3 protein-coding genes and 1 pseudogene are annotated in these 7,474 nt (G+C 38.7%); 1 reads left to right on the forward strand and 3 read right to left on the reverse strand.

All coding sequences use genetic code 11. The features are described 5' to 3' along the window. Positions 1-663 precede the first annotated feature (663 nt). The 3 genes and pseudogenes from PN497_RS26015 to PN497_RS16740 all read right to left on the reverse strand — a co-directional run bounded on the left by PN497_RS26015 (position 664) and on the right by PN497_RS16740 (position 5,023). Positions 664-1,683 carry a DUF3387 domain-containing protein gene (locus tag PN497_RS26015; protein ID WP_457853190.1) on the reverse strand — a complete coding sequence of 340 codons (1,020 nt, stop codon included), beginning with the start codon at positions 1,681-1,683 and terminating at the stop codon, positions 664-666. Beyond that, positions 1,663-3,228, reverse strand: a pseudogene (locus PN497_RS26020) (HsdR family type I site-specific deoxyribonuclease); the annotation flags it as partial. The gene PN497_RS26015 and the pseudogene PN497_RS26020, both read right to left, overlap by 21 nt. Before the next feature lie 178 nt (positions 3,229-3,406). After that, a complete protein-coding gene (locus tag PN497_RS16740) occupies positions 3,407-5,023 on the reverse strand; it encodes a type I restriction-modification system subunit M (protein WP_096570176.1) in 1,617 nt (538 codons plus the stop codon). 246 nt (positions 5,024-5,269) lie between these two features. On the opposite strand from PN497_RS16740, the gene PN497_RS16745 reads away from it, so the two are divergent. Beyond that, entirely contained in the window at positions 5,270-7,216 is a 1,947-nt protein-coding gene (locus tag PN497_RS16745) for a phosphodiester glycosidase family protein (protein WP_096570174.1), read from the forward strand. Positions 7,217-7,474 lie beyond the last annotated feature (258 nt).

The raw sequence follows: 7,474 nt of genomic DNA on the forward strand, positions 1-7,474 counted from the left end.
AAAATTTCTTTGCCATCTCTTGAAATCCCAAAAAATGCACACTTTTTCCGGTATACCCTTCAAAACCCTTGCACTTTTTTCCTGTTTATCAGCCTCTAACCTTTGATATATCAAGGTTTTAGGTTTATTCAGCAAACCCTATCTATCAATAATCAATGTCACATTGGTAGGGTGCATCAGATATCAACAATTTATTGATTTACTGGATTTATGCAGTTTAAAGCACCATAAGACATATTTTTGGTGTGACACTTGCGTAAGGTCTAAATCAGTTAGAACCCCTATTATAAACCGTTTCTCTAAAAGTGTGATTGAGATGTGTTATTGAGAACTGTGAGCGTTGGTAGTTTTAGCGGGATGATTGGTGAATGGTTTTTCAATAGATAAATAGGGAATATACATATTATCACCTTTATTGACCAAAAAAATTACAATTTTTTAAGATTCCCTGATAATTGGGGACTGGTGACTGGGGACTGGGGACAGGTGAATTTTAATCAGTTCTGTGTCTTGACCGTCCATCTGGGTTTGTCAACTCTCCTACTGGACAATTTTGTCCAGTCACTCGGTGGACAAAAATTTTGTCAGGTTGTCCAGTAGACAAATAAAGCGACTTAACCAAGATTAGCGATCGCCTGGAGTGGTAGAATACAGATAACTTTTTCAGCAAACCTTAAATAATTTAGCTTGTTCTAACACCAATTCTGTAGCCAAAGCTTGCATATCAGGAGGATAACCATACTCCCTTAATAACCTTTTTACCATGACTTTCATTCTCGCTCTGACATTTTCTTTAATATTCCAGTCAATGCTGGCGTTTTTTTGGATTCTTTGCACTAAAACAATAGCTAATTCTCGCAGTTTATCTACTCCCATGACATCCCTAGCACTGTCATTTTCAGCTAAAGCATCATAAAAAGCCAGTTCATAATTAGATAAACCTAATTCTTCTCCCCGTTGGTCGGCTTTGGTAACTTCCTTAGCTATATTAATCAGTTCTTCAATTACTTCTGCTGCACTAATAACCCGGTTTTGATATTTTCTCAGGGTATTTTCTAATAATTCTTTTAAACTCCGACTTTGCACTAAATTAGTTTTTTGACGGGTGCTAATTTCATCATTGAGGAGTTTTTTCAAGAGTTCCACAGCCAGATTTTTATGTTCTAAACCTCTAATTTCTGCCATGAAACTATCAGAAAGAATAGAAATATCTGGTTTTTTAATTCCCGCCGCATCAAAAATATCTATTACTCCTGCTGATACTAATGCCTGGTCTACCACTTGTTTAATAGCTGTGGAAATATCATGATGAGAAACTCCATTACTGTTACTATCAAATTTTTGTAATCTGGCTTTTACAGCTTGAAAAAATGATACTTGTGCAGCTACATTCATGGCTGCTGCTGAGGGAACAGCTAAAGCAAAGGCTTGAGACAGTGCAGTAACTTCTTGATTAAATCTGTCCTTACCATTTTCTAAACTTAATATATGTTCCTCAGCTTCTAAAATAATTTGCAGTTTCCGTCCAGTGTCACTACTAAAATATTCACTATAAGCACAACCAGCCATTAATTGTTCTACTATTTCTAATTTAGTCAACATTAAATTAATAGCCGCTTCTTGGTCTAATGTAGGTTCTCCCTTGCCACCGCTTTCTGCATAAAAAGCTAGGGCTTCTCTCAAGTCATTTCCTATTCCTAAATAGTCAACTATTAACCCCCCTGGTTTATCTAAATAAACACGGTTTACCCTGGCTATGGCTTGCATGAGGTTATGACCTTTCATGGGTTTGTCAATGTACAGAGTATGCAAACAGGGGGCATCAAACCCGGTTAACCACATATCACAGACTATTACTAGCTGTAGTGAGTCCTGGGGGTCTTTGAGTCTGCCAGCTAAAATACTCCGTTCTCGTTTGCTGGTGTGGTGTTTAGCCATTTCTGCACCATCACTAGCACCAGCAGTCATGACTACTTTTATTGTTCCCTGGTCCAGTTGGTTACTCCCCCACTCAGGACGTAGGTTAATTATTTCTTGGTAGAGTTGCACGGCAATAGCACGGCTAAAGGTAACTATCATACCTTTACCAAAAAATACCTGTTGCCTGGTTTCAAAGTGTTGGATGATATCTTGGGCAATGGTTTCTAGTCTTTGGGTTGCACCGATGACAGCTTCTAATTTGGTGCGTTGGGCTTTGGCTTGTTGGACGTTTTCACCTTCTCCTAGTCCTTCTAAGTCTTCGTCTAGTTCTGCTAATAATTGTTTTCCGGTTTCGTCTAGGTCTATTTTTACCAGTCGGCTTTCGTAGTAAATAGGAACTGTTGCCCCGTCTGTGACGGCTTGGGCAATATCATAAATGTCTATGTAGTCTCCAAAGACGGCGGGGGTATTTTGATCTGTTTTTTCTACTGGTGTCCCCGTAAAACCGACAAAGGTAGCATGAGGTAAGGCATCACGAATATATTTAGCGAAACCATAGCGGGTTTGTTTACCAATAATTACGCCGTTTTCATCTTTGATATCAATTTCTCTGGCTTTGAAACCGTACTGGCTACGGTGTGCCTCATCTGCTAAAACAACGATGTTATTACGTCGTGATAAGCTATCAGGTTTTATAAGTTCACCAAGTAAATATATATTTTCTTCTACTGCTAAATTGAGTTTACTAACAATTGATAGGAAGATTTGAGGATATTTCTTACAGAAGGCTGGAGGTAATTCGTCCGTTGGTGCAAATTTTTGTATGGTTGTAAATACTACACCACCTGAAGCTACATTAAGCAGTTCTCGGAGATGTTTGCTATCTTTGGCTTGTTGGGGTTCTTGTCTCAGGAGTTGACGGGATGCTGCAAAGGTATCAAATAATTGGTCGTCTAGGTCGTTACGGTCGGTTAATACGACGATGGTAGGGTTATCTAGGGGATATATTATAACTCCTTGCCAGTCACTAAATCTAGAACGGTTACGGTAGAAATATAAATGAGATTCTGCAAATACTCTCTCATAAAGTTGTTCATCTCTTTGAAACTGCACCTCACAGAAATAAACAGTACCAGGACTTTGATTTTCTGGAGGTAAAAACACCCCGTCAATTTCAAATTTAGGTTCTTTAACTGCGACGGAATCAAATCTATAAGCATCTGCATTTTTTGGTGGTTTGTCTAATAGTTGAAATAATACAGATGGATATTGTTGAAAAAGTTTATAAAAAATAGAGTCTCTACGCATTCATAACATCCCTGATTATTTTATTAATTAATTAATTAAATTAGAGGTTGTTTCAGAAGTTTCAAAATTTACTGAAATACCTCTCTCCAAACCTCTATCCTACGAGGAGAGAGGCTTTGAAACCCCCATTCCCTTGTAGGAAAGGGGTAAAAGGGGGGTTAGGTCTATCTTATATTTTTTAATCAATTCTAAACCCCACCTTGGCTAACTGTTCCTTAATCTCCTTATCTAAATTTTCCCCCTCTCGCATTTGTTCCCCCAACTCTAGGGTTAACTTCTCCATCAATTCCTGAAATGATTCTCCATCATCTTCCACATCAGGTATACCTACATACCGCCCCGGTGTTAACACAAAATTATGTTTTTTGATATCCTCAATAGTTGCTGATTTACAAAAACCTTTGATATCTTGATAATTCCCCTTCTCCAGTTTCCATTGATGGTAAGTATCAGCAATTTTATTAACATCATTATCTGTTAAAATCCGATTGCGGCGATTTATCATTTCTCCCATTTCGGAAGCATCAATAAATAACACCTCACCCTTTCGACTGCGGTTTTTATTCCCATTCTGTTTAACATTTTTATAACGACTAATAAACCACAAACAAGCCGGAATCCCAGTATTATAAAATAACTGAGTTGGTAACATGACAATACAATCTACTAAGTCAGCTTCTACTAACTTCTGTCTAATTTCTCCCTCTCCTCCAGTATTGGAAGATAACGAACCATTAGACAACACAAAACCAGCACTTCCTGTAGGTGCTAAATGATAAATAAAATGCTGTACCCAAGCAAAGTTAGCATTACCTACGGGGGGTTTACCATATACCCAGCGTCCATCATTTTGTAATAATTCCCCTCCCCAGTCACTATCATTAAAGGGAGGGTTAGCTAAGATAAAATCGGCTTTTAAATCTGGATGAGCATTATTTAAAAATGACCCCTCATTATTCCATCTAATTTGAGAAGTATCTATCCCCCGAATTGCCAAATTCATCTTACATAAACGCCAGGTAGTTTCGTTGCTTTCTTGTCCATAAATAGAAATATTATCAACCTTTCCCTGGTGTGCTTCGATAAATTTCTCACTCCAAACAAACATTCCCCCCGAACCACAGCAAGGGTCAAATACTCTCCCAGAATAGGGTTCTATCATTATTACTAATAATTTAACAATACTTTCTGGGGTGTAAAATTGTCCCCCCTTGCGTCCTTCTAATAAGGCAAATTCTCCTAAGAAATATTCATAAACTTGTCCTAAAACATCACCTTTTAGTTTTACTGCATTCTGTTCTAAGTCTAAATCTAGTTGTTCAACATTGCTTTTTTCATCTTTAACTAATTTACAACTACCAATTAAATCTATTAAACTTCCTAATGAGGCTTTATCTAATTTCTGTTGAGCGTAAACTTTCGGTAAAATTCCTTTTAATTGGGTGTTTTCTGTCTCAATAATAATCATTGCCTCATCTACAAATTTACCAATTTCTGGCTGTTTAGCTTTGGCTTGTAAATAAGACCATCTAGCATTTTCTGGGACAAAAAACACATTTTCGGCTATATATTCATCTTTATCTTCTGGATCTGCACCTGCATAGATTCCTTCACCCTCTATTAATTTTTGGTGTAATTCCTCAAAGGAATCGGAAATATATTTTAAGAAAATTAACCCTAAAACAACGTGCTTATATTCGGCTGCGTCCATGTTTTTGCGTAGCTTGTCCGCCGACTTCCACAGCTTTTGTTCTAAGGTTTCGTTATCGGTTTTAGTGGTTTTTACTTTAGCCATGAGTGAATAAATATAAAATTAAAGGTAGATCAATCTGTAATACTCGCAAAAGTGCTTATTTGGGACAATGGACTAATTTAAACTGGTTTGTATAAATATATCAAGGAAAATAGCAAAATTTTTGCTGATATTTGGATCTAGGATTTTAACCAGTGGGGACTGGTGACTGGTGACTGGGTAAAAACTCAATTCTTGCTACTCCCTGTTCCCTATTCCCTATTCCCCCAAAACTGACGAATAGTAAAAATGCTCATGATCGAAATGAACAAACTGCGATTTTTCCTCTACTCTGTGTCTTCAATGCTAGTAACAGCACTTAGTTTACTTATTGCTGATACTACTAACGCTCAACTATCTCCCATCCGTTCTCAATCTCTCCCCCTGATGATTTCTCAACTACCAACACCATTATCAGGTAATCAAATTTTTCTCAATGGTAAAACTTTACCAGGTGCTTGGATACAACAACCAGGAACGTCGGGAACTGTAAGCACTTATGTTAGTGATGCTGCACTCAGGCAATTAATAGGCATAGATTTATTAAATACCACTAATCCTGAACTGCAACCAATAGAGTGGTTTTCTGCATCATCTTCCACCCTCAAAGCTAAATTTTCTCCTGGATATCGTTATTTAGATATTTCTAATTTTGCCCAAACCAACGGCTGGCAAATCCAAGTTAACGGAAATCAGTTAGTAATTTCTACCCCTCCGGCGAAAATCAATAATATTCGTCAGGGGAAAAGACCTACAGGCGATCGCCTAGTCTTTGATTTAGATCGTCCCACACCTTGGAAAGCTGCACCAGGTCAAATCATTAGAAAATCAGCAGATCCCAAAAATCTCAGTTCTACACCTCCAGCACCACCCAACCGAGAATGGATCATCACCCTAGATAGTACGGCTGATAATGGCTTAATTCAACGTTATCCACCCCAACCCCCAACCACACCACCAGACCAAACAAAACAACTACCAACCACACCAGACCCGGACGCACTGATCCAAAAAGTAGAAACAGTAAATAATCAAACTAATAATCAAACTAATAATCAAACTAGGATTACTCTCAGTATTCCCTTTGGTTCATCTCCCCGCATTACTACCCTAGCTAACCCTAATCGTTTACTCGTTGACATTATCCCAGATGCTTTAGTAACAAAGGATATTACCTGGAATCAGGGATTACGCTGGCAACAAAGATTTATAAATGTAGGTCAGGATAGGTTTCCCGTCGTTTGGCTAGAAATTAACCCCCGTCAAGCTGGGTTAACTTTAAAACCAATATCTTCTAGTCTGGACAGTCAAACAGGTATAGCACCCTTAATCCAAACAGCACAACGGGATTTAGCAGTAGCAGGAATTAATGGTGGTTATTTTAACCGCAATAATAAATTACCACTAGGGGCAGTTAAAAGAGACAATCAATGGTTATCAGGACCCATACTTAATAGAGGTGCGATCGCCTGGAATAACAACGGAGAATTTTATTTTGGTCGTCTCACTTTAAACGAAACTTTAAACACCAGTAATAACCAAACCCTACCCATACTCTTCCTGAACAGTGCCTACGTACAAAACGGCATCGCTCGTTATACACCCACCTGGGGACAAACTTACACACCCCTACTAGATAACGAAATTATCCTCACAGTTCAAAATAACCAAATCACCAACCAAACACCAGGAGGTAAAGCAGGTGTCACCCCTGTTCCCATCCCCAAAGACGGCTACCTCCTCACTTTACGGGGTACTGCTACCAGCAACGCCGCAAAATTATCTATTGGCACAAAAGTTAACATTACCAGTTCCACTAACTCTGCTAACTTTAACCGTTACCCCCACATTATCGGCGCAGGTCCGCTTTTAATCCAAAACCGCCAAATAGTCCTCGATGCTCAAAGTGAGAAATTTAGCAACGCCTTTATTATCGAAAGAGCCGCCCGCAGTGCCATTTGTACCACCAGTACAGGTAATTTAATCATAGCAGCAGTCCACAACCGCGCCGGAGGACTAGGACCCACCTTAGCAGAACACGCCCAACTAATGCAGGTCATGGGATGTGTTAACGCCCTCAACCTCGACGGTGGTAGTTCCACAAGTTTATACTTGGGAGGGCAATTACTCGACCGTTCACCAAATACAGCCGCCCGTGTTCATAACGGTATAGGTATCTTTATTAACCATAGATAAACGGTCAATCCCACGTAAAAAATGCAAAATTTTCAATAATATTTCTGAATAGATATTATTAAGTTTTGCATTTACATATTGTCGCAGGATAATAAACTTGTTCATATTTAGGGCTTGCTGAATAAATGTAAAACCTAGATAAAACAAGGAATTGAGGATGATTAAAATTGAAATTGTGCAAGGTTTTCGGTACTGTGAGACTCAGAAAGCTTGCACTTTGTTAGCCCTTCGACTGCGCCCTTCGACACCGCCCTGAGC

It is taken from the genome of Sphaerospermopsis kisseleviana CS-549 (assembly GCF_028329225.1).
Lineage (GTDB): Bacteria > Cyanobacteriota > Cyanobacteriia > Cyanobacteriales > Nostocaceae > Sphaerospermopsis > Sphaerospermopsis kisseleviana.